We start from the raw sequence: 21,562 nt of genomic DNA on the forward strand, positions 1-21,562 counted from the left end.
CATTCAGTGGTGCAAGGCCGCGATGACAGCGCAGACAGGCCCAGCGGGTCACGCTCCGACGCCGCCGCCAGGCACTCGGAACACGCCGGCCTCGGCGCTGCCCGGCATCTTGGGGCCACCCGCCACATGCCGGCCTGGCTGAAGGTAACCACCGCCATCGTGTCAGTTTTCCTGGTCGCGGGACTCGCTTTTGCCGCTTTCTGGGTTATCCGGTTGCAAGGCAACATCGAAAAGGCGCCATTGGGTGCCGGGAACCAAAAGACAGAAGGAGCCGTCAACGACGCGACTGACCGGATGCAGATTCTCATCCTTGGTTCAGATACCCGCGACGGGAAGAACTCCGAATACGGAGCGGCAGACCTTTCGTCGGGTTACGGACAATCCGATGTCATGATGATGATGGATATCTCCGCCGACAACAAGCGTGTCAGCGTCGTCAGCTTCCCCAGAGACCTCCTCGTTGACATCCCCGAGTGCAAGGACCAGGAAACGGGCAACGTCTACCCGGAGCGACAGAACGCGATGATCAACGAAGCCATGGCCCAAGCCGGGATCGGTTGCGCCGTGGATACCGTGAATCAGCTGACCGGCCTCGAGATCGATCACTTCATGATGGCTGACTTCAACGCCGTGAAGGAGCTCTCCAACGCTGTGGGCGGCGTGGACGTCTGTGTCAGCGACCCCGTCTTTGATCCTGACTCACGCCTACGCCTGCCGAAAGGCACCTCCCCGGTCCAAGGCGAGCAGGCACTGGCATTCCTCAGGACGCGCCATGCCTTTGAACTCGGCGGAGACCTCGGCCGGATCAAGGCCCAGCAGGGCTTCCTGTCCTCACTGACGCGCAAAATAAAGGACGACGGCACCCTCTCCGATCCTGGAAAGATGCTGCAAATCGCCGATACGGTCACCCAGAACCTCACCGTGGATGACGGCTTGGCCTCGGTTCCGGCCCTGCTTACCATCGGCAACCGGCTCAAGACCATCGATGTGAGCAAGGTGGCGTTCGTTGCGGCCCCCACAGTTCAAGCCGTCAGCGACCCTAACCGGCTGGAACTGGCTCAGCCGGACGCCTCACAGCTTTTCGCGGGCCTGAGGAATGACATGGACCTCACTGATCCGACAGCCACTCCGTCGCCAACGCCAACGCCCACCTCGACGGCGACCACCCCGCCTGTGGGAACGACTCCAGCCGCACCCGCGCCGCCGCCCTATGACAAGACACTCCAGCCGGTGACCATCGCGAACGGTACCGGGCTGCCCGCACGGGCACAGGAGATTGTCCAGGCCGTTGTTGACGGTGGGTTTACCCAGACAAGCCAGTTTGCCGCTGAACCAACACAGACCACCATGGTCTACTACGGGGCGCAGTACGCTGACGTTGCCCCTGACGTCGCGGCCCTGCTGGGTATCCCGTCCGCGCAGGTGGTTCCTTCGCTTGGGGTGGCAGGAGTGCAGGTCTACTTGGGTTCAGACTTCACCACAGGCACCAAGTTCGGCTCCGTGACGCTGCCGCCCAACATCGTTAATCAAACGGCCGGGGAAACTCTTTGCCAGCAGGTCAATCCGCTGTACATCGACGGATAGGGACTGCGACGGCCTGGAGCCATCATGCTCAGGAACGACGACGGCGGCAGCCCCCGTAGTGGGGTCCGCCGCCGTCTGTTTCATCCGCCGTCGGTATCAGCGGGCGGCTTACCAGATACTGACGCGATCCTCGGGTGAGAGCCACATCCCGTCGTGGTCGGTGACCTCGAACGCCGTGTGGAAGGCATCCAGATTTTTGGCGATGGCATTCGTACGGAACTCATTGGGGGAGTGGGGGTCCGTCGCGAGGCGGCGGATTGCCTCTTCTGTCCTGATCACCTGCCGCCAGCCTGCGGCCCAGGAAGCAAAAAATCGCTGCTCCCCAGTGAAACCATCAATGACAGCCGCTTCCTCACCGTTCAGGCTGAGGAGGTAGGCCTTGTAAGCGATGGTGAGTCCGCCGAGGTCACCGATGTTCTCGCCGAGTGTTAGCTTGCCGTTGACCTTGTGCTCGGGCGCCGCCAGCGGAGACAGAGCATCGAATTGCGCGACGAGCTTGGCTGTCAGAGCCTCGAACGCCTTTCGGTCATCCTCACTCCACCAGTTGCGGAGGGCTCCGCCGCCATCGAACTGTGAGCCCTGGTCATCGAACCCATGGCCGATCTCATGCCCGATCACGGCGCCGATCCCACCATAGTTGACGGCGTCGTCGGCGTCGGCTGTGAAGAACGGCGGCTGCAGGATCGCCGCGGGGAAGACAATTTCATTCAGCATCGGGTGGTAGTAGGCGTTGACCGTCTGAGGCGTCATGAGCCACTTGTTCCGGTCCACGGGCTTTCCCACTTCGCCGAGATGCCTTTCGACATCTGCGTTGTGGGCGCGTTCCACGTTGCCGAGGAGATCCGAGGGGTCGACCGCCACCGCCGAGTAATCGATCCACTCTTCCGGATATCCGATCTTGGGCCGGAACGCGTCCAGCTTCTTCAACGCCTCCTGCTTGGTTTCTTCACCCATCCACTGCAAGTCGGTGATGCTCTGCCGGTAGGCCTCGATCAGGTTGGATACGAGTGTTTGCATCCTGGCCTTATGGGACTCGGGGAAGTGCCGCGAAACATAAATCTGGCCCACCGCTTCGCCGAGAGAAGCCTCGACCACGGCGACGCCCCTCTTCCACCGGTCTTTGTTCCGTGGCGTGCCGCTGATGGTTGTGCCATAGAAAGCGAAATTGGCATCCACGAATTCGGAGGAAAGGTAAGGGGCGGCTGAACCGACAACGCGCATCGCGAGCCATTCCTGCCAGGATTCCAAGGATTCGGAGTCAAGGAGCGCTGCCGCACCGACGAAGAAATCGGGAGTGCTCACCACAATCTCTGTGCGTTTCTCCGGTGAGATCTCAGCCGCATCGAACCATGTGCCAATCAGCGGAAAGAGCTGGTTGGCTTCTTCTGCGCTCTTAAGGTTGTACGTCTTCTGCGGATCACGGAGTGTGACGTTGTCCCAGTGGTGGGAGGCAAGGGCCGTTTCCAAAGCAACCACCCGCGAGGAGGCTCCCTCCGGGTCCGCGATCCCGGCCATGCCCAGCATGGTCCTCACATGCTCCCGGTAAGCGCTGACTATCGGGGCGAATTTCTCCTCCCGGTAGTACGACTCGTCCGGCAGGCCAAGGCCGCCCTGTCCGGTGTAGAGAAGGATGCGATCCGGGTTACCGGCATCGGGCGCGGGGTAGATATAGAAAAGCCCGCTGACGTCCGACCTGAACAGGCGTCCTGCCAGTGCCATAAGCTCCGCGGAAGACGTCGTCGCGAAAACAGCTGTCAGGCGTTCCCTGATGGGCTCCAGGCCCTTGGCCTCCACGGTTTCTTCATCCATAAAGCTCTTGTAAAGGTCTCCGACCTTTTGTTCTATCCCGGTGGCCTCTTCGCCACGGTTGGCAGCTTCCTCAATGATCTCCCTCACGGCCAATTCGGAGCCGTCGCGAAGCGCGGTGAAGGTCCCCTCCAGAGGCCGGTCGTCCGGGATTGTGGTGCTCTTGAGCCAGGCGCCGTTTATGTGCTGGTACAGGTCATCCTGCGGCCGGACACTTTGGTCGATGTTCGACAGGGCGATCCCCGAGTATGGCACAGGTGCTCCTTCAGGTGAGGGCTGCAGCCGGTGCGGTCACCGGGGCAGCGTCTGCATGGTGGACGTTACGGAGGGTGTTGCTCCTTCATCTTACGCACCCGTGTTACTGTGAAATGGTGCGCGCAGAACTGCTCCTTCTTAGCTGCCGTGGCGAGGCCTCAGACGCAATCTAGCTCAAGGCCACCCTCGCTGCGGAGTTTGTGTTGCCCGGCCACCCTTTCATCAAGAACCAGAAAAGGCCACGATACTGATGCGAAACGCACAAAAGTCCTCAGGAATGCCCGTCCACCGCTACCTGCCGTTCCATGAGCAGATCACCGTTGATCTGCCGGACCGCACCTGGCCGGACAAGAGAATCACCAAGGCACCGCGCTGGTGCGCTGTTGACCTCCGCGATGGCAACCAGGCACTGATCGACCCCATGAGCCCGGCCCGGAAAATGAAGATGTTCGATCTGCTGGTCCGCATGGGCTACAAGGAGATCGAAGTTGGTTTTCCTTCCGCGTCCCAGACGGACTTCGATTTTGTCCGCCAGCTCATCGAAGGCAACCACATCCCGGATGACGTCACCATCCAGGTGCTCACCCAGGCCCGCGAACACCTGATCGAGCGGACTTACGAGTCCCTGGTCGGCGCCAAGCAGGCCATCGTCCACCTGTACAACTCAACCTCGGTTCTGCAACGGCGTGTTGTCTTCAACCAGGACGAAGACGGGATTCTGGACATCGCCCTCCAGGGCGCCAGGCTGTGCAAAAAGTACGAAGAAACCCTCGTCGATACCGCTGTGACCTACGAATATTCCCCCGAATCCTTCACCGGCACCGAGCTGGAATACGCCGTGCGCGTGTGTAACGCAGTCGCTGACGTCTTTGAAGCTTCGGCTGACCGCCAGGTCATCATCAACCTGCCGGCGACCGTTGAGATGGCAACCCCCAACGTTTACGCGGACTCGATTGAGTGGATGAGCCGGCACCTGCACCCCCGGGAGGGAATCATCCTCTCCCTGCACCCGCACAACGACCGCGGCACCGGCGTTGCCGCTGCTGAGCTGGGCTATCTGGCCGGTGCAGACCGTATCGAAGGATGCCTGTTTGGCAACGGCGAGCGGACCGGCAACGTGGACCTCGTGACACTGGGCCTGAACATGTTCGTTCAGGGCATCGACCCCATGATTGATTTCTCCGACATCGACGAAATCCGCCGGACTGTGGAGTACTGCAACCAGCTTCCCGTCGCGGAGCGTTCCCCGTACGGCGGCGACCTGGTCTTCACCGCATTCTCGGGCTCCCACCAGGACGCCATCAAAAAGGGATTCGAGGCGTTGGAGAAGGAAGCCGCGGCAGCCGGCAAGGATGTCAGCGACTTCACCTGGCAGGTCCCGTACCTGCCCGTGGATCCCAAGGACCTGGGCCGCAGCTACGAAGCCGTTATTCGCGTGAACTCGCAGTCCGGCAAGGGCGGCGTGGCGTACCTGCTGAAGAACGAGCACAGCCTGGACCTGCCCCGCCGCGCCCAGATTGAATTCTCCGGAGTCATTCAGCGCCAGACCGACTCCGTGGGCGGCGAAGTGAGCGGGGCGCAGCTCTGGAAGCTCTTCCAGGACGAGTACCTTCCCTCCACCGAATCAGGCAACCAATGGGGCCGCTATTCCCTCGGCTCCTTCAGCACCGAAGTCGACGAGTCCGGCGACATGACACTGCACGCCACGCTGAACATCGATGGTGCCCAGGTCCGCCGCACCGGGACCGGCAACGGCCCCATCGCCGCCCTCCTGAACATTCTGAGCGGAGACGGTGTGGATGTGCGGGTTCTGGACTACAGTGAGCACGCCTTGTCAGAAGGCGGAAATGCCATAGCAGCCGCCTATGTCGAGGCTGCAGTGGGGGAGCGGGTCCTCTGGGGCATTGGCATCGATTCGAACACCAGCATGTCTTCATTGAAGGCTGTCATCTCTGCCGTGAACCGCGCCATCCGCGACGCACAAGCGTGAGATTCCTGGTACGAGTCTGACGATCCGAGGGTGTGCCGCAGCAGTTATGCCGCGGCACACCCTGACTCCCGGCCTGTTTAGGCATGGACGGTGCGAAGATTAACTGTGGCCAACCAATCATTTGCGGCGCGCTCCTATCGGGATGACGCGGTAGTACTGCGCACCCATAAGCTGGGTGAAGCCGACCGCATCATCACGCTGCTCACCAAGCATCACGGGCAGGTGCGTGCAGTGGCCAAAGGCGTGCGACGCACAAGCAGCCGCTTTGGCGCGCGGCTGGAACCGTTCATGGTCGCGGATCTGCAACTTATCTCCGGACGTTCCCTGGATATTGTCACCCAGGCCGTCGCGAAGGGTGCCTATGGCAGCAACATAGCCGCCGACTATGGCCGTTACACTGTGGCGGCCGCGATGACCGAAACAGCGGAAAAGCTGACGGACGTCGACGGCGAAGCCGGCACCGCCCAGTACAACCTGCTGGTCGGGGCGCTGGCCTCATTGAGCCGCGGTGACCATTCTCCGGAACTCATCCTGGATTCCTATCTGCTGCGTGCCCTGGCTACCGGCGGATGGGCGCCAAGCTTCACCCAGTGCGCACGCTGCGGCGCCGCAGGTCCGCACACAGCTTTCTCCGCTCCTTTGGGCGGGATGGTCTGCGCAAACTGCCGCCCCCCGGGTTCCCCGGCGCCGGCGGCCGAAACAGTGTTATTGCTCGGTGCTCTGCTGACAGGTGACTGGACGACGGCGGATGCGTCCCTCAGCGTCCACCGCAGGGAGTCTGCGGGTTTGGTGGCAAGCTACCTGCAATGGCATCTTGAACGTGTACTGAAATCCCTCAAACATGTGGAGCGAACGTAACTTGGCCTTGGGAAATAAGAGAAAAACGGTCCGCCAACGAACCGCTCCGGTGATCAGCCCCTACCCCCATCCTTCCGGAGCGCTTCCCCCGGCCATTCCAGCCGAGTTCATCCCGCGCCACGTGGCCATTGTCATGGACGGCAACGGCCGTTGGGCCAACCAGCGGGGACTGCCACGAATTGAAGGGCACAAAGCCGGCGAGCCGGCCTTGCTTGACGTGATGGCCGGCGCCATCCAGCTCGGTATAGAGCACGTAAGCGTCTATGCGTTCTCGACGGAAAACTGGCGGCGGTCGCCCGAGGAGATCCGGTTCCTGATGGGTTTTAACAAGGATGTGCTGCGTCGCCAGCGCAACCAGCTGGATGAATGGGGAGTGCGGGTGCGCTGGTCCGGCCGCCGCCCGAAGCTTTGGGGTTCCGTGATCCGCGAACTTGAGGAAGCCGAGGAGTACACCCGCGGCAACAGCACCTGCACGTTGAACATGTGTGTTAATTACGGCGGGCGGGCGGAAATCGCAGACGCTGTCGCCGCTATAGCCCAGGATGTGGCGGCCGGTCACCTCAAGCCGTCAGCCATCAACGAGAAGACCATTCAGAAATACCTGGACGAACCTGACCTGCCTGATGTCGATCTCTTCCTGCGAAGCTCGGGGGAGCAGCGGCTGTCCAACTTCATGCTCTGGCAGTCGGCCTACGCGGAGTTCGTCTTCATGGATACGCTTTGGCCTGATGTTGACCGCCGGACCCTGTGGGACGCCGTCGAAATTTACGCCCAGCGGGACCGCCGCTACGGTGGCGCAGTGGACGCCGCGGCAACGTAGGCCGCAAGTTGGGGCGACCGCGGAACCTCCCCTGCTCCTGACGGTTGCCTATTGATCGTGATCCTGGACGTACCCGCGGATCCAGCGGGAAAGACGGGCATAGGCATCCTCACGAACCTTGGGAGGGGAGAGGAACACATCATGGAGGCCACCCTGGATGCGTTCAAGGGTGACCGACCTTCCCAGTGCCAACGCGCGGATGGCGATCGCGTTGACATCGAGCACGGCGTCCGTCCTGCGCATCTCCTCGGTCCAGAAGAGGCCGTTGGCGCTGGCTCCGGAGAGCAGGACCAGTATGGGTATTTCGATACCAAGTCCGCGGGCCACCTTGGCGTGTCCGGCCAGAACCGCACTTAGCCAACCTGCCCTGACAGGGAATGCCATGGGTGGCCTGTACTTGTCATCGAGGGCCCATTCGCCCTCAGCGGTGTTGCTGATGCTGCGCCAGTAGAAGCCACGTTCCGGCAGGCGGAGGACGGTTTCCGGCTTGAAACGGGCGAGCGGTTCCACCATGGTCCAGGCGACCCGCCGAACCAGCGTGCTGCCGTGCATCTCGAGCCAGGGGCTGTTGAGGACGAGGTGGCTTGCGACTCCGGGATGTCGGCTGACCCACAGCGCGGCAACGAGCCCGCCGGCGGAGTGCCCCATCAGAGTCAGCGACGGCCGACTGGAATCCTGCGGTCCAAGCGTATTGATGACGCCGATTGCCTGGGCGATTTCCGCGTCGTAGTCGGCAAGGTCCGCGACATATCCGCCAGGTACGCCCTCCCGCAGGCTTCGGCCGTGATTGTGCATGTCCAGGGCGAAGAATTCGAATCCTTTGCTGTACCAGAAGGCGGCAAGTTCAACGTTGAAGAAGTAGTCGCTCCAGCCATGCAGGAAGAGGACGGCCCGCCGTTGGGTCGGTGACTCGGCCTCAATCCCCGCAGGGGAGTAGCGGATGAGGGTCGCAGTCCGCTCTGTCCCGTCGTCACCGCGTGCCTGGAAGCTGTATGCCTGGAAGTCCGCGCCGAGGATGTCTGGTCTCCACTCCATGGCAACAGCCTAGGCATCCAACGGGAAGTCAGGGAGTGGAGAAGCCTGTCCAGTTTGGTCTGGACCCCTCGAAGCGGAAAACTAGAGGCATGCGCGTATACCCAACTTTCTTCCGGCTGGCCTTTTCTTGGATGGACGCCGAACGCGCCCACAAAATCGGCTTCCGTGCCATCAGGCTCGTCCATGCTTCGGGTGCCGGCAAGGCACTGTACAAGTTCACAGCGCCGGCGCCCTCCCTGGAAACCAAAGCATTCGGCCTGACCTTCCCGTCGCCCTTTGGCCTTGCCGCTGGCTTCGACAAGGAAGGGCTTGGCATCGAGGCACTGAGCGAGCTCGGGTTTGGGCATGTGGAGGTTGGAACCATCACCGGGCAAGCCCAGCCGGGCAACGAAAAACCCCGGCTGTTCCGTCTGGTCGAGGACCGCGCGGTGATAAACCGAATGGGGTTCAACAACGACGGCGCCTCCGCCGTGGCTCCGCGGTTGAGGTCAGCCCGGGCGGCTCTGCAGAGGAGGCATCCCGGGGTGCGCCCCTTGATCGGCGTCAACATCGGCAAGAGCAAGGTGGTGGAGCTCGAGGACGCCACCGAGGATTACCTCCTCAGCGCCCGCAATCTTGCGCCGGCAGCTGACTACCTCGTGGTGAACGTCAGCTCCCCGAACACTCCTGGCCTGCGGCTGCTCCAGAATGTGGAAACACTGCGGCCGCTGCTGAAGGCAGTGGGTGAGACGGCAGACCAGGCCGCAGGGCGGCACGTCCCGCTGCTTGTGAAGATTGCACCGGATCTCAGCGACGAGGATATCGACGACGTCGCCCGGCTTGCCCTTGACCTGAAACTGGATGGCATCATCGCCACCAACACAACCATCGGCCGTGAGGGACTTGCGACGGCGCCGGAGAAGGTAGCCGAGTGTGGCGCCGGTGGTCTTTCCGGGGCCCCGCTGAAAGGCCGGGCACTGGATGTTCTGCGGCGACTAAGCAGCGCAACGGAAGGAAAGCTGACGCTCATCGCCGTCGGGGGAGTGGAGACCGCCCAGGACGTCCGGGAACGGCTGGATGCCGGGGCAACCCTGGTCCAGGGCTACACCGCCTTCCTGTACGAAGGACCGTTCTGGGCGGCACACATCAACAGGCAGCTCGCTAAGTTGTCCAAGCTGGAACAGGCGCGGGAAAAGGGCGAATAGCCCCTGATCGGGAAAGCATCCAGGGCATAAAGGAAACCCCGGCGGATGTTCCGCCGGGGCGTCGCTTTCCCTGTTCCAACCCTCAAACCGAGGGCTGGCTGTCAGGAGGGGTATTCGCCGCGGCTGACCAGCGGCTTCGGGAGGCGCAGCTTACGGAACTGCAGGGAGCGCATGGACCCATACCAGACGGTTCCGCGTTCCGGTTCACCGAACTTTTCAGTGAGGCGCTTCTTCAGCTTCCTGGACAGGATGAAGACGTCGACGAAAACTGCAAGGAACATGACCCAGAACCCCACGAGGACGTAGACCATCAGTTCGCTGCTTGCAGGGATGAGCAATGACACGATGACGAACACGAGGGCTCCGAACATCAAATACTCGCCAAGGCTGAAGCGTGCGTCCACGTAGTCCCGCGCGTAACGCTTCTGGGGGCCCTTGTCGCGCAGCGGCAGGAACTTCTCATCGCCGGTATCCAGGGCGCGGCGCATTTTCATCCGCTGTTCCTGGACGGCGGCGCGCTCTGCGGCCTTTGAGGCTTTGCGGTCTTCAGGCACCAGCGGCCTCTTCCGTGCGGCTTCCTGTGCCTTGCGCTTGGGCGTCGGCGTGCCCTTGCCAACGGCCGCATTCTGCCGGGCCTCAGCCTCGGCAGCCTGCTGATCAACTACGTCTTGCGCCAATGGCGCTTCTTTTCTACGTCCAAACACCACTACAGAATACCCCGAGGCCGGTACCACCGACGTCCTGCGTCCGAGCGGTCACTGGTGCCGGGCGGGCAGCTGCAGGCGCCGGAATCTCGGCACCACACGCGGGGGCGGGGCGGTTTGTTGTCCCTTAGTGCAGAGGTAGTGTGTGGCCATGACATCAACTCCCGCCCAGCCCTCACAAACCTCGAGCAAGCCCCTGGACGAAGCCCGGATTGAAGACCTCAAACGTGCAGTGGACGATGCTTTTGATGCAACTGTGGAAAAGCTGAAGAACCTGGTCAGCATCCCGGGGATCGCCTGGCCGAGCTTCGACCCTGCAGAGCTGGACCGCAGCGCCAAGCACGTCGCGGAACTCGTAAGCCATGCAGGCCTTAGCGACGTCCAGATCCTCCGCTGCGACAAGGAGGATGGAACGCCTGGCGGACCCGCCGTCGTCGCCCGCCGCAAAGCCGCCCCCGGCAAGCCCACAATCCTCCTTTACGCGCATCACGACGTGCAGCCTCCCGGGGACCCCGGCCTTTGGGAATCAGAGCCGTTCACCGCCGTCGAACGTGATGGCCGCCTGTTCGGACGCGGGGCCGCGGATGACAAGGCAGGAATCATGGCGCACATTGCAGCCTTTTCCGCTGTCTCAGATGTTCTGGCTGATCAGTTCGGACTGGGAGTCACCTTTTTCTTTGAAGGTGAGGAGGAGGCCGGCTCCCCGACGTTCAGGGCCTTCCTCGAAACGCACCGGGACTTGCTCCGGGCAGACGTCATCGTGGTTGCCGATTCCAGTAATTGGAAAGTTGGGGTTCCGGCCCTGACCACAAGCCTGCGCGGACTGGTGGACGGCACGGTTGAAGTCCAGGTGCTCGAACATGCTGTCCACTCAGGTATGTTCGGTGGGCCTGTGCTCGACGCCCCCACTCTGCTGTCCCGCATCATCGCCACCTTTCATGATGCCGACGGAAATGTCGCCATTGAAGGGTTGGTGGGCCGGGACGAGGTGGCGGTGGACCTCACGGAGGCAGAGTACCGCGCCGACGCATCAGTGCTCGACGGCGTCAGGCTCGCAGGCACGGGAAGTATCGCGTCCCGGTTGTGGACTAAGCCTTCACTCTCCATCATCGGTTTTGACGCACCAGGCGTGGACGTTGCCTCCAACACGCTCTTACCGAGGGCAAAAGCAAAGTTCAGCCTTCGCCTGGCTCCCGGGCAGGATCCCGATCAGGCCATGGAGGCCGTTCGGAAGCACGTCGAGACCAACCCTCCCTTTGGCGCGCGCGTGGTGTTTACTCCAGGGGAACAGGGGAACTCCTTTCTCACGGATACCGGCTCCGCGGCAGCCCGCAAGGCAATGTGGGCCTTAGGCGAGGCGTGGGGCGTTCCGGCAGTTGAGATGGGGATCGGCGGTTCCATCCCATTTATCGCAGACCTCACCGAGCTCTATCCGAACGTCCAGATCCTGGTAACAGGGGTTGAGGATCCCGATTCGCGGGCTCACAGCGCCAACGAGTCCCTTCACCTCGGCGATTTCCGCAATGCGGTGGTGGCAGAGGCCCTCCTGCTGGCAAGGCTCAATCACGAAGGCCTGGCTTAAAGGCTTAAGAAGCGGCGGTAGGACCGGAAAATCCGTCCCCGGGAACATTCGGGTCCTCAGAACGGTTACGTCTGAAGTTAGAGCTAGAGCACTGCGCGACGTAGCATTAGCTATAGCCCATACCGTTTCCCCGGGGCGGACAAGGCGACAGCCTGGTCGCCACCATGTTGCAAGAAGGTAGGCCAATGAGTACTACGACCAATGAAAACAGCATCGAATCCACCGAGATCACCGGCGAGGAGCTGGCCAGCCACGAGGTCAAGCTGACCGACGTCGCGGCCGGCAAGGTCCGCAGCCTGTTGGAGCAGGAAGGCCGCACCGACCTTCGCCTGCGCGTGGCCGTCCAGCCCGGCGGCTGCTCAGGGCTTATCTACCAGCTGTACTTTGACGAGCGGATCCTGGACGGCGATGCCGTACGCGATTACGACGGTGTCGAGGTTGTGGTTGACAAGATGAGCGTGCCCTACCTTAGCGGTGCAAGCATCGACTTCGAGGACACCATCGCAAAGCAGGGTTTCACCATTGACAACCCCAACGCCGGAGGCTCCTGCGCCTGCGGCGATTCGTTCCACTGACCGGAAATAACGTCCACTTCACCGTGCCCCGGTGACCGGTTTAAACCGGCGCCGACGCACGGTGCAGTCATGTGGGCGAAAACCCCCGGGGAGCGGTAAGCTCTACACCGAGTAGTAAAACTTTTCGTGTGCCCGGGGGCTTAGACAGCCCGGGCGACAGCAACAAGTAGGAAGGGCCGTCTGTGAGTTCGCAGAACCGAACCGGCAGCCGACGCAAAAAGATCTCTTCGATCACAGGCTTGGCATTAGCCGGCGCGTTGGCTTTGACTGGATGTTCACCAGAGGTACAGAAAGGGTGGTTGCCCACCGAGCGTGGCACCACCAATCACACTGACCGAATCATGGACCTCTGGGTCAACTCATGGATAGCCGCATTGATCGTCGGCGCCATCACGTGGGGTCTGATGATCTGGTGCATCGTCGCCTACCGTCGCCGGAAGGGCACGGTTGGATTTCCGCGGCAGACGAGCTTCAACCTTCCCTTGGAAGTCTTCTACCTCACCATTCCGTTGTTCATGGTGCTGGTTTTCTTCTACTTCACCGACCGCGACCAGCAGGCCATCGATGACAGGTCCAAGCCGGCCGACGTCGTAGTAGATGTCCGCGGAAAGCAGTGGGCGTGGGACTTCAACTACAAGGCCGGCGAGGTCATCAATGAAGACCTCCACGAAGCAGGCGTCCAGGCCCACCTGACGGGTGAGGAAGTGGACAAGGAGAAGCTGCCCACTCTCTACCTGCCGGTCAACAAGTCAGTTGACCTGGAGCTCAACGCCCGCGATGTTATCCACTCCTTCTGGGTACCCGCCTTCCTTCAGAAGCGCGACATGATCCCGGGCAAGACCAACTACATCCGGTTTACGCCCACCAAAGAAGGAACCTACGACGGCAAGTGCGCCGAGCTTTGCGGGGAATACCACTCCGAAATGCTGTTCCGCGTGAAGGTTGTCTCTGAGTCCGAATTCCAGGCCCACATGGACAAACTGCGCCAGGACGGCAACACGGGACTCCTCGGCGAAGAGTACGACCGCAATCCCAACCTGAACGAAATTAAGTAAGGGGAGCGACCGTGGCTACGTACACTCAATCGCCCGCCGGGATCCTCGATGCTCCCGTAGTTCCTAAGTCCAAGGGACGCATTGTCGTCAACTGGATCACCTCTACCGACCACAAGACCATCGGGTACATGTACCTGATCGCGTCATTCGTGTTCTTCTGCTTTGGTGGCGTCATGGCGCTGCTTATCCGTGCCGAGCTGTTTGAACCGGGTATGCAGATCCTGCAGACCAAGGAACAGTACAACCAGCTCTTTACGATGCACGGAACCGTGATGTTGCTGATGTTTGCAACGCCGTTGTTCGCCGGCTTCACAAACGTCATCATGCCGCTGCAGATCGGCGCCCCCGACGTTGCCTTCCCGCGACTGAATGCCTTGGCATTCTGGTTCTTCCTGTTTGGCTCCACTATTGCGGTTTCCGGCTTTATCACCCCGCAGGGTGCCGCCTCCTTTGGTTGGTTTGCGTATGCTCCGCTGTCCAACACCACCTTTAGCCCCGGTATTGGTGGCGACCTGTGGGTGTTCGGACTGGCGCTGTCGGGTTTCGGCACCATCCTTGGCGCGGTCAACTTCATCACCACCATCATTTGCATGCGTGCCCCCGGCATGACCATGTGGCGCATGCCGATCTTCACCTGGAACGCCCTGGTTACATCCATCCTCGTGCTGATGGCGTTCCCTCCGCTGGCAGCAGCACTGTTCGCCTTGGGTGCGGACCGCAAATTCGGTGCACACATCTTTGACCCGGAGAACGGCGGAGCTGTGCTCTGGCAGCACCTGTTCTGGTTCTTCGGCCATCCCGAGGTTTACATCATTGCCCTGCCGTTCTTCGGAATCGTCTCGGAGATCTTCCCGGTCTTCAGCCGCAAGCCGATCTTCGGCTACAAGGGCCTGGTCTACGCAACGATTGCGATTGCTGCCCTCTCGGTGACCGTGTGGGCCCACCACATGTACGTGACCGGCTCCGTGCTCCTGCCGTTCTTCGCCTTTATGACGATGCTGATCGCTGTGCCAACCGGCGTGAAGTTCTTCAACTGGATCGGCACCATGTGGCGCGGTTCCATCACGTTCGAGACACCCATGCTCTGGAGCATCGGGTTCCTGGCAACGTTCCTGTTCGGCGGCCTGACGGGCATCATCCTTGCGTCGCCGCCCCTGGACTTCCATGTGTCCGACTCGTACTTCGTGGTGGCGCACTTCCACTACGTCGTCTTCGGCACCGTTGTGTTTGCCATGTTCGCGGGATTCTACTTCTGGTGGCCGAAATGGACCGGAAAGATGCTGAACGAACGCCTGGGCAAGATCCACTTCTGGCTCCTCTTCCTGGGCTTCCACGGCACGTTCCTTATCCAGCACTGGCTGGGTGTGGAAGGAATGCCCCGCCGCTACGCGGACTACATGCCCCAGGACGGCTTCACCTGGATGAACCAGTTCTCCACAATTGCCTCCTTTGTTCTCGGTGCGTCACTGATCCCGTTCTTCTGGAACGTCTACATCACCTGGCGCAGCACCGAGAAGGTCGAAGTCGATGACCCGTGGGGCTTCGGCGCCTCCCTGGAATGGGCTACCTCCTGCCCGCCGCCGCGGCACAACTTCACCTCGCTGCCGCGCATCCGTTCGGAGCGTCCGGCCCTGGACCTGCACCACCCGGAGCTTGCCCAATCCCATACCGTTGAGTCTCCGGCACCGGCTGCGGCGACGCTTGGTAACGCTGACCAGAAGGACACCGCAAAGTGAAAATCGAATCATGGATATTTGGAGCCGGAGTCTTCTTCTTCGTCCCGGTCTCGCTGATTTACGGTTTCCTCACTCAGTGGTCTGAGTGGGTGGGCACCCTCGGGATTCTTCTCGTGGGCGGTTTGGCCGGCATGATCGGCGCCTACCTCGGCTTCACTGGCAAGCGGGTCGGCATGCGGCCGGAAGACCGCAACGACGCTGAGATCCACGAAGGCGCCGGCGAGCAGGGTCACTTCAGCCCCTGGAGCTGGTGGCCCCTGGTTCTTGGACTCTCCTGTGCAGCTGGCTTCCTGGGCCTTGCTGTGGGCTTCTGGATTGTCTTCATCGCAGCGGGGCTTGCCACGGTAGCCCTCGTTGGCTGGGTGTTTGAGTACAGCCGTGGAGACCACGCACACTAGCCTTCAGGCGCAAGCTTTTTAGACGTAGGACGGCGGGCCCCACCTTTGGTGGGGCCCGCCGCGTTTAAGGCGTTCGCCTCCCGGAGAATACCGGACATTCAAGAATCAAGTGGTCAGGAAGCCGCTGCCCGGTCCGAAGCAGGGGAAGGCAGGCGTGAGGACTTGTGGTCCGTCCCCATCGACTCCAACAGCGTACACAGTGCCGTCAGCGCGCCATCGGCATCTTCCCTTGTGGATCCGGCCGGGAGAGCGTCCAAGTCCACGGACAACTCAACCTCGCACCCGCATTCAAAGTCCGCCGTCATGACCTCCAGGAGGGAGCGCGCATCCACCGGGGACATGCCTTCTTTGCTGATGGTCACCGGAAGCCCGGTGTCGGTGACAGCCCGTACAAACCGTGCTGCCGGGCGGGCATGGAGCCCTATTTTTGATTCCACGATCGCCTTACGAACTGGCAACGTAACTCCTTCTCTGCAGCGGCACGCAGCCACTGTTTGATCAACCAATCCAAGGGTAGCCGGGCTCGCTTCAGAGAGTGGAATTCGAGACCGGAAGGTGGTCTAGACCTTTGCCTGTCTTGGCCTAGGCTTGTCATATGAAAAACAATCGGAAGGGCGCCTCTGATGCCTTCTGACGCCGCCCGCATCGCCGGGGACATCGACCGCAAGAGCGGCACTCCTATCTACATTCAGCTTCGGGAACTACTCCGCGCCTATATCGGTTCTTCGTGCCCGCCTGGTTCAGCTCTCCCCTCAGAAAGAGACCTGGCGGAACGGTTTGGGCTGGCAAGGATGACGGTCAGGCAGGCAATCGATGCCCTCGTGGGGGAGGAGGTCATTGAGCGCGTAGTGGGGCTGGGTACTTTCGTCCGCAGGCCCAAGCTCGACCTGCAGGTTAAGCTCACGTCCTACACCGAAGAGATGCAACGCCGCGGAATGGTGCCTGCAGCCAAAGTCCTGAGTTTCGAACAGATAGCCGCCAACGCTTTTCTTGCCCGGGAGCTGCAACTGGAGGAAGGTACGGCCCTGGTCCGGTTCCGAAGGCTCCTGTTGGCCGATAACGAGCCTATGAGCGTGGACGAGAACTTTATCCCCGCCCATCGTGTCCCAGGCCTGCTCGACGGTGAGCCACCCACGTCCCTGTACAACGTCCTGAGTGAACGCTACGGACTCGTCATGGAGTGGGGCGAGGACATGATTGAGGCCACGGCAGCCACTCCCTCTACGGCACGTCTTCTTAATGTCGAAGTCGGCTCGCCGCTGCTGAAGATCCAGCGCCATGCCTTCGTCGCAAGGGCGATGGTGGACTATTCCGTCTCTTACTACCGTGCTGACCGCTATAAGCTCTGGGTGCCCTTGCAGCGTCCAGGCGTGCGGCCTACCCGGAACTACGCGTCAGGTTACCGGCAGCAATAGCAATAATGTTCCAAGCAACACGTAAGGCCCGGTCCAATGGACCGGGCCTTACGTGTTTCAAGCAATTGTCGCGATTGCGACCGCTTCTAGTGGGTGAGGCTCCGTTGTTCCTCTGCAGTCTCTACAGCTTCGTGCTCCCCGTGGTGGCCATGGGCGGCTTCAAGCTCTCCAGGTGTGGCCGGAGCGACGCGGTCCTCAAAGAACAGCTTGGAAAGGGCAGCACGGCGCTTCTCTTTCCTGGTCACGATTCCGTGTTCGTTGGGAACGGCCGGAAGCGGCGCAGGCGATTCGAAACCGACCAGCTTGTAGCGCTTGTAGTCGTCCAGCGGAGCGTGGACCTCAATGAACTCACCGTGGGGCAGACGTACAATACGTCCTGTCTCGCGGCCATGGAGGGCGATCTCACGGTCCTTGCGCTGAAGGGCCAGTGCGACACGCTTGGTGACGATGAACGCCAGGACAGGGCCGATGAAGAACAGTGCACGGAGCCAGTAGGTGACGTCGTTCAGGGACACGTTGAAGTGTGTCGCAATGAGGTCGGAACCAGCTGCCGCCCACATGACGCAGTACCACGTGAAGCCTGCCATGCCGATTGCGGTACGCGTGGGAGCGTTCCTCGGACGGTCAAGAACGTGGTGTTCGCGGTTGTCCTTGGTGATCCAACGTTCGATCCACGGGTACATGAACATGACCGTGAAGAGAATGCCCGCAGGAACCAGTGCCGGCAGGAGCACATTGAGTGTCAGGACATAGCCGAAGATCACGTACTCGAAGTGGAAGTCGCCGATGACGCCCGGCATCAGACGGAGCGCGCCGTCAACGAAGCCGATGTACCAGTCAGGCTGGGTGCCTGCGGATACAGGGGAGGGGTCGTAGGGGCCGTAGTTCCAGATCGGGTTGATCGTGAAGAAGGCTGCCATCAGTGCGATAACACCGAACACGATGAAGAAGAACCCGCCGGCCTTCGCTGCATAGACAGGACCCAGGGGGTAGCCGACGACGTTTCCGTCATTGCGGCCGGGACCGGGGTACTGCGTGTGCTTGTGGACAACCACCATAAAGAGGTGCAGCACAATCATGAGCAGGATCAGGGCCGGGACCAACAGAATGTGCAGCATGTAGAGCCGGCCGATAATGACCGTGCCCGGGAACTCGCCGCCGAAGAGGAAGAACGAGATGTACGTTCCGATGACCGGAATCGACTTGATGACACCGTCGATGATGCGCAGGCCGTTGCCGGAAAGGAGGTCATCGGGAAGGGAGTAACCGGTGAAACCGGCGGCCATGGCGAGGATCAGCAGGACTCCGCCGACAACCCAGTTGAGTTCACGGGGTTTACGGAAGGCACCGGTGAAGAACACACGCAACATGTGAACCGCAATCGAGGCTACGAACAGCAGGGCGGCCCAGTGGTGTACCTGGCGCATGAACAAACCGCCACGGACGTCAAAGGAAATGTCCAGTGACGAGCTGTACGCGACTGACATCTCAACGTTCTGCAGCCCGGTGAAGGAGCCATCGTAATGGGTCTCCGCCATGGAGGGGTCGAAGAAGAACGTGAGGAACGTGCCCGACAAAAGAAGGATGACGAAGGAGTACAAGGCGACTTCGCCGAACATGAAGGACCAGTGGTCCGGAAATACCTTGCGGCCAAATTCCCGGAGGATGCCCGAGCCGCCAACGCGCTCGTCTACAAAGTCCGTGATCCGGCCGACTTTTGTTTTAGCGACGTAGGCGGGGGCTTCAGCTCTTGATGCTGCGCTCATGCTCATCACGCTCCCAGTAACTCGGTCCTACAGGTTCGTTGAAGTCGCTCGTAGCGACGAGGTAGCCCTCGTCGTCAACTGCAATAGGCAGTTGGGGGAGAGGACGGCTGGCCGGGCCAAAGATAACCTTGCATTCCTTCGTCAGGTCAAAGGTCGACTGGTGGCACGGGCACAGCAGATGGTGCGTCTGCTGCTCATAAAGGGCAACAGGGCACCCGACGTGGGTGCAGATCTTGGAGTAGGCAACGATTCCGTTGTATCCCCAGTCTTCGCGTCCCGGTGAGGGATTCAGGGATTCAGGATCCAGGCGCATCAACAGAACGACGGCTTTGGCCTTCTCGTTCAGTTTGCCTTCGTGGAGTTCGTTGAGGCCCTCTGGAATGACGTGGAAGGCCGAACCGATGGTGACGTCCGAAGCCTTGATCGGGGTTCCGTCAGGGTCGCGGGTGAGGCGCTTGAGCTTGCCGTCCTCGGGTGCCCACATGGTGTGGGCCAAGGCCTTGTCAGGCCGGGGACCGAGGTCACCGAAGATGGCGATCGCGGGCAGGGGTGCCAAGGCGACAGCGCCAAGGAGGGTGTTGCGAATGAGCGGCCGGCGCTTGATGCCGGTTTCCTCGACAATGTCGTCGACGATGCGCACAGCGGCCTGGCGGTCCTCCTCGTAGCGGACAGCATGCCGCTCTTCGGATACCTCGTGGTCCGGCATAAGGGCCTTGGCCCAGTGCACAATGCCGGTGCCGATGCCAAGCATGGCAAAGGCTGTACCGAGCCCCAGCAGGGCGTTCTGCAGCCGGATGGTCGCGATGGTGGCACCGGAGCCTTCCCCCAAGTCAATGAGGAAATACGCCAGTATGAAGGTCGCTGTGCCAACGACCGAAAGGCCAAACAGAAAGGCTACCTGCCGTTCTGCTCGTTTTGCGGCCCGCGGGTCCGTGTCAGCCAGGCGCAAACGATGCGGAGGAAGCCCAGGATCCTGGAACTTCTCCACCTCATTCTGACCAGCCGTAGCTACGGTGCCCGAGTGGTTCGGACTGCCGTCACTATGGTTGCCCATGATTCGCCTCATCCTTCTCTCGTCTCGGTCGGTGCCGAGTTAGTTTTCAATTCCTATCCGCCTGATCGGCGGAGATTCTTACGTTGTCCGGAGCGGCAGCTATGACGTCCGGGAGGTTAGCCAGATGGTGAAGGCAATGATGACGCCGAGACCGGCGATCCAGACAAACAGACCTTCAGCAACCGGGCCCAAAGCCCCGAGATCTGCTCCACCCGGCGAGCCGTTGGTTTCGATCTGCTTCAGGTAGGTGATGATGTCGCGCTTGCCCTCGGGGGAGATGTTCGCATCGTTGAACACAGGCATGTTCTGCGGACCCGTGGCCATGGCCTCGTAGATGTGCTGTCCGGAAACTCCAGCAAGAGGCGGTGCGTACTTGCCCCTGGTCAAGGCACCACCGGCAGCGGCAGCGTTGTGGCACATGGCACAGTTGACGCGGAACAGCTCTCCGCCTTCAGCTGCATTGCCCTTCTCGTCCAGAAGCCCGGCTTCGGGGATGGACGGGCCGGGGCCGAGACTGGCAACGTAGGCCGCGAGCTGGCGGGTCTGTTCTTCGTTGAACTGAACCGGCTTTTCCTGCGCCTGCGGGCCGTTCATCTGCATCGGCATGCGGCCGGTGCCTACCTGGAAGTCGACGGAAGCAGCGCCAACACCTACCAGGGAAGGGCCATCCTGCGTTCCACTTGCACCCATGCCGTGGCAGGTTGCACAGTTAGCGGCGAAAAGCTTTCCGCCTTCTTCTGTATCGTGCTCGGTGAAGTTTGTGGTCGAAGCCTTGGCCTGGTTCATGGTGGTGGCAACGGCGTACAGCCCACCCGTGACCAGGAGGCCCATCAACAGCAATGCTATTGCGGCCAGTGGGTGACGTCGCTTCTGCGAGAGTGCCTTCACGTGGTGGTTCCTTTTTTCGATGGTGCGCCGGCTCCGGGAGCCGCTTCTTGAAATTCTGCCTCTTGTAGAAAAAGAGTCAAGTCGGGCTACTTCAGCACGTAGATGACCATGAACAGGCCAATCCACACGACGTCGACGAAGTGCCAGTAGTACGAGGTGACAATTGCCGACGTTGCCTCAAAGTGCCCGAACTTTTTCGCGGCAAAGGAACGTCCCATGATGAAGAGGAAGGCAATGAGTCCGCCAATGACGTGCAGGCCGTGGAAGCCGGTGGTCATATAGAAGGCTGAACCGTAGGCATTGGAAGAGAGCGATACGTGCTCCGAGACCAACATCGCGTATTCAGTGGCCTGCCCGGCAACGAAGAACGCACCCATAAGGAACGTCAGAGTAAACCACTCGTTCATTCCCCAGCGGGTGAACTGCAAAGCTCCGCCGCTTCGGCGCGGTTGCAGACGCTCAGCAGCGAACACCCCCATCTGGCAGGTAAACGAACTCGCCACAAGGACGATGGTGTTCACCAGGGCAAACGGGAAGTTGAGCTTGGCAGTCTCCTCGGCCCACATCCCTCCGGATGTGGAACGCAAGGTGAAGTACATGGCAAAGAGGCCGGCGAAGAACATCAGCTCACTGGACAGCCAGACCACGGTTCCTACGGAAACCATATTCGGGCGGTTGAGCGTCGGGTGCGCCGGGGTACTGGGGGCATGGGTCGCAGCAGTCACATAGACATTATGTCTGCAAAAGTTCCTCCTGCCCAACGCAAACCGGGTTTTCAGGGGACTTTTTCTACAAAGACGCGAATTCGCGCGAAAAAGTTCCCGACTGCGTTCACATTGGTCTGGCAGCATTCGCCT

Annotated in this window: 19 protein-coding genes; 11 read left to right on the forward strand and 8 right to left on the reverse strand. The window is 61.0% G+C overall.

The window, feature by feature from the left end:
• Window positions 1-6 precede the first annotated feature (6 nt).
• Window positions 7-1,584 carry an LCP family protein gene (locus MU551_RS01975; protein WP_247040451.1) on the forward strand — a complete coding sequence of 526 codons (1,578 nt, stop codon included), beginning with the start codon at window positions 7-9 and terminating at the stop codon, window positions 1,582-1,584.
• A 108-nt stretch (window positions 1,585-1,692) separates the two neighbouring features.
• On the opposite strand, the gene MU551_RS01980 is transcribed toward MU551_RS01975, so the two are convergent.
• Window positions 1,693-3,645, reverse strand: a complete 1,953-nt coding sequence (locus tag MU551_RS01980; protein WP_247040452.1) for a M13 family metallopeptidase — start codon at window positions 3,643-3,645, stop codon at window positions 1,693-1,695.
• Window positions 3,646-3,895: 250 nt separating this feature from the next.
• Between MU551_RS01980 and leuA the strand changes: the two genes are divergently transcribed.
• The 3 genes from leuA to MU551_RS01995 all read left to right on the forward strand — a co-directional run bounded on the left by leuA (window position 3,896) and on the right by MU551_RS01995 (window position 7,313).
• Entirely contained in the window at window positions 3,896-5,635 is a 1,740-nt protein-coding gene (leuA, locus tag MU551_RS01985) for a 2-isopropylmalate synthase (RefSeq protein WP_247040453.1), read from the forward strand.
• 105 nt (window positions 5,636-5,740) lie between these two features.
• Window positions 5,741-6,493, forward strand: a complete 753-nt coding sequence (recO, locus tag MU551_RS01990; RefSeq protein WP_247040454.1) for a DNA repair protein RecO — start codon at window positions 5,741-5,743, stop codon at window positions 6,491-6,493.
• On the forward strand, window positions 6,477-7,313 hold the full coding sequence (locus tag MU551_RS01995; RefSeq protein ID WP_372489770.1) for an isoprenyl transferase: 837 nt from the start codon (window positions 6,477-6,479) through the stop codon (window positions 7,311-7,313). Before recO ends, MU551_RS01995 begins: the two co-directional genes overlap by 17 nt.
• A 48-nt stretch (window positions 7,314-7,361) precedes the next feature.
• On the opposite strand, the gene MU551_RS02000 is transcribed toward MU551_RS01995, so the two are convergent.
• Complete coding sequence (locus MU551_RS02000; RefSeq protein ID WP_247040456.1) at window positions 7,362-8,348, reverse strand: alpha/beta hydrolase; 987 nt, start codon at window positions 8,346-8,348, stop codon at window positions 7,362-7,364.
• Between the two features lie 89 nt (window positions 8,349-8,437).
• Between MU551_RS02000 and MU551_RS02005 the strand changes: the two genes are divergently transcribed.
• Window positions 8,438-9,532 carry a quinone-dependent dihydroorotate dehydrogenase gene (locus MU551_RS02005; protein WP_247040457.1) on the forward strand — a complete coding sequence of 365 codons (1,095 nt, stop codon included), beginning with the start codon at window positions 8,438-8,440 and terminating at the stop codon, window positions 9,530-9,532.
• Window positions 9,533-9,633: 101 nt separating this feature from the next.
• On the opposite strand, the gene MU551_RS02010 is transcribed toward MU551_RS02005, so the two are convergent.
• Window positions 9,634-10,236 carry a DUF3043 domain-containing protein gene (locus MU551_RS02010; RefSeq protein ID WP_247040458.1) on the reverse strand — a complete coding sequence of 201 codons (603 nt, stop codon included), beginning with the start codon at window positions 10,234-10,236 and terminating at the stop codon, window positions 9,634-9,636.
• 151 nt (window positions 10,237-10,387) lie between these two features.
• Between MU551_RS02010 and MU551_RS02015 the strand changes: the two genes are divergently transcribed.
• From MU551_RS02015 to MU551_RS02035, 5 genes are all read left to right on the forward strand, one after another.
• On the forward strand, window positions 10,388-11,818 hold the full coding sequence (locus MU551_RS02015) for a dipeptidase (RefSeq protein ID WP_247040459.1): 1,431 nt from the start codon (window positions 10,388-10,390) through the stop codon (window positions 11,816-11,818).
• A gap of 185 nt (window positions 11,819-12,003) precedes the next feature.
• Window positions 12,004-12,393, forward strand: a complete 390-nt coding sequence (locus MU551_RS02020; protein ID WP_247040460.1) for a HesB/IscA family protein — start codon at window positions 12,004-12,006, stop codon at window positions 12,391-12,393.
• Between the two features lie 182 nt (window positions 12,394-12,575).
• Window positions 12,576-13,448 (forward strand): aa3-type cytochrome oxidase subunit II, encoded by an 873-nt coding sequence (gene ctaC / locus MU551_RS02025; RefSeq protein WP_247040461.1) that lies wholly within the window; start codon window positions 12,576-12,578, stop codon window positions 13,446-13,448.
• An 11-nt stretch (window positions 13,449-13,459) separates the two neighbouring features.
• Window positions 13,460-15,184, forward strand: a complete 1,725-nt coding sequence (ctaD, locus tag MU551_RS02030) for an aa3-type cytochrome oxidase subunit I (protein ID WP_247040462.1) — start codon at window positions 13,460-13,462, stop codon at window positions 15,182-15,184.
• Window positions 15,181-15,582: a cytochrome c oxidase subunit 4 gene (locus MU551_RS02035; protein WP_247040463.1), complete on the forward strand. Its 402-nt coding sequence runs from the start codon at window positions 15,181-15,183 to the stop codon at window positions 15,580-15,582. Before ctaD ends, MU551_RS02035 begins: the two co-directional genes overlap by 4 nt.
• A gap of 113 nt (window positions 15,583-15,695) precedes the next feature.
• On the opposite strand, the gene MU551_RS02040 is transcribed toward MU551_RS02035, so the two are convergent.
• Entirely contained in the window at window positions 15,696-16,040 is a 345-nt protein-coding gene (locus MU551_RS02040; RefSeq protein WP_247040464.1) for an HPr family phosphocarrier protein, read from the reverse strand.
• Between the two features lie 165 nt (window positions 16,041-16,205).
• On the opposite strand from MU551_RS02040, the gene MU551_RS02045 reads away from it, so the two are divergent.
• The gene (locus MU551_RS02045) at window positions 16,206-16,997 is read left to right on the forward strand and encodes a GntR family transcriptional regulator (RefSeq protein WP_247040465.1); all 792 of its coding nucleotides are present in this window, start codon (window positions 16,206-16,208) and stop codon (window positions 16,995-16,997) included.
• An 86-nt stretch (window positions 16,998-17,083) separates the two neighbouring features.
• Here MU551_RS02045 and qcrB read toward each other — a convergent pair whose 3' ends face one another.
• From qcrB to ctaE, 4 genes are all read right to left on the reverse strand, one after another.
• Window positions 17,084-18,763 carry a cytochrome bc1 complex cytochrome b subunit gene (qcrB, locus tag MU551_RS02050; RefSeq protein WP_247040466.1) on the reverse strand — a complete coding sequence of 560 codons (1,680 nt, stop codon included), beginning with the start codon at window positions 18,761-18,763 and terminating at the stop codon, window positions 17,084-17,086.
• Window positions 18,741-19,817 carry a cytochrome bc1 complex Rieske iron-sulfur subunit gene (qcrA, locus tag MU551_RS02055; RefSeq protein WP_247040467.1) on the reverse strand — a complete coding sequence of 359 codons (1,077 nt, stop codon included), beginning with the start codon at window positions 19,815-19,817 and terminating at the stop codon, window positions 18,741-18,743. The genes qcrB and qcrA overlap by 23 nt, the downstream gene beginning before the upstream one ends.
• A gap of 99 nt (window positions 19,818-19,916) precedes the next feature.
• Complete coding sequence (gene qcrC / locus MU551_RS02060) at window positions 19,917-20,705, reverse strand: cytochrome bc1 complex diheme cytochrome c subunit (RefSeq protein WP_247040468.1); 789 nt, start codon at window positions 20,703-20,705, stop codon at window positions 19,917-19,919.
• Window positions 20,706-20,791: 86 nt separating this feature from the next.
• Complete coding sequence (gene ctaE, locus MU551_RS02065; protein WP_247040469.1) at window positions 20,792-21,430, reverse strand: aa3-type cytochrome oxidase subunit III; 639 nt, start codon at window positions 21,428-21,430, stop codon at window positions 20,792-20,794.
• Between the last annotated feature and the right edge of the window lie 132 nt (window positions 21,431-21,562).

The organism is Arthrobacter rhizosphaerae, assembly GCF_023062595.1.
GTDB classification, from domain to species: Bacteria; Actinomycetota; Actinomycetes; order Actinomycetales; family Micrococcaceae; genus Arthrobacter; species Arthrobacter rhizosphaerae.